The 1,746-nt window shown below is 67.8% G+C and carries 1 protein-coding gene; it reads right to left on the bottom strand.

The window, feature by feature from the left end; all coding sequences use genetic code 11:
- Nucleotides 1-14: 14 nt before the first annotated feature.
- Entirely contained in the window at nt 15-1,634 is a 1,620-nt protein-coding gene (locus AB0M62_RS34795; protein WP_366078327.1) for an IS4 family transposase, read from the bottom strand.
- Nucleotides 1,635-1,746: the final 112 nt, after the last annotated feature.

Here is a 1,746-nt window from a genome sequence, read left to right as displayed (position 1 = left end):
CCAATGCCACGAAGTTAAGGCCCTGTTGGCGGTGTCAAGGCATCAGGGAGAGTGATCTTGTAGGTGCTCGGCGCGGTGCGGATGAGACGGCCGTTGCGGGCCCAGTAGCAGAGTTGCGCGGTGAGGCTACTGAGGGCGCGCCCCGAGGTGGGGAGCCCGAGATGTTGTGCAATGTCCCGAGTGTGCATGGCCTGGTTGGAGTTCGCGGCCAAGAGCTGGCAGACCTGGCCCCAACGGCCGGAGAGGGCCCGGCTCGGGTCCTGCGTGCTGGGCAGGGCTGGAGGGTGCACGGTGATTTCGATGGCGGTGATCGGGGTGCTGGCGCGTGGACGGCCGTCGCGGTTCCAGATGTTGTAGCGGGAGGTTCCGCACTTGACGATGCGGGCGGACAGTCGCATCCGGCGCCCCGGCAGCAGCGCGTGTAGAACGCGGGCGCCGATGTGTCCCACCAGGTCGGAACGGCTGATCGGCCCTGAGGCCGCGGTCGTTCCGGCCAGGCTGACCACCGTGTCGCGGGCGGCTTCTAGAGCGACGGTGAAACCGGCCCGGTCGGGATCGCAGCCGGGCAGGGTCTCCACCGCGGTCACCATGACCGAGCGCAGGGCCTGGTAGAGGGTGAGCAGTCCCCACATCTCCTGGTTGAGGCCCACCGGGTCCTTCGAACGTAGGACTCGGCCTTTGAGCAGGGTGTGACGGAGCGCCAGGTAGGTGATCTCGATCTCCCAGCGCTCGTGGTAAAGACGCACCAGGTGATCGGCCGGATCGGTGCGGTGATCGTTGAGCGTGGTCAGCAGGCGGTAGGTCCCGCCGAAGTCGCCGCCGTCAGCGGTGTGGGAGTGGATCTCGGCCTCGATCACCCGCAACGGGAGGTCCCCGATCCGGGTCAGGTAGGAGCCGTCGGGCAGCAGCGCCAGCACCGGCGGTCGTCGGGTGCTGGTGGCGCGAATCAAGAACTGCGCCCCCTGAGCTGCGATATCTGCGAGCAGTCTGTTGCTGTCGAAGGCGCGGTCCGCCAGAAGGAGCATGTCCGGAGTCAGGTGGCTGACCAGGTCGTGGGCGTAGTCGGTCTCGCCCTTGGAGGCAGGACCGAAGACCGCTGCGATCAGGCCGCGGGTGCCTGTTTCGCACAGGGTCATGAGCATCAGCCGGGGGTGGCCGGTCGGGCCGTAGCGGCGTTCGGTGCGGCCGAGCCAGGACCGGTTGCGCTCGTGGTCGGGGACGGACAGGCTCCCGCAACCGTCGAAGGCGACCGTGCGCCAGCGGCGGTAACGCACTCCGGGCGTGGACGGCTGGGCCAGCGGGCCGGCCAGCACGTCGAACAGCCGCTTGAGCGGGGCCACCCCGACCCGCCGACGCAGATCGCGAAGTGCCTTCTCCGAGGGCTGCGGCACCCGGGCGCCCAGTCCGGCCCCGAGTTTGCCCCACACCAGTCCGGTGCCCAGATACTCGAACAGCCCGAGCGCGAGCACGAAGTACACCCCGACGCGAGAGGGAAGGCTCCGAAGTCGTCGCTCGCGAGCCCCGCTCTCGTCCAGTACCGCATCGACCAATTCGGGCGGGATGACCTGCGTTAACTCACCGATATGACCGGGCGCGAACACGTCATCGGTTCCGCCCATGACAGACTTGGCCACTGGGCCTCTACTCTCTCAGGAAGATCTTGGTCGATCCCCTGGATAGCAGAGGCCCCTTCCGTCTCCCGCCACGCTTGACACCGCCAACAGGGCCTTAACTTCGTGGCATTGG

It is taken from the genome of Streptomyces sp. NPDC051219 (assembly GCF_040682335.1).
In the GTDB taxonomy this organism is placed as follows: Bacteria; Actinomycetota; Actinomycetes; order Streptomycetales; family Streptomycetaceae; genus Streptomyces.
Note: the sequence above shows the minus strand (reverse complement) of the source record. Positions and strands in the feature narration are given on the sequence as shown.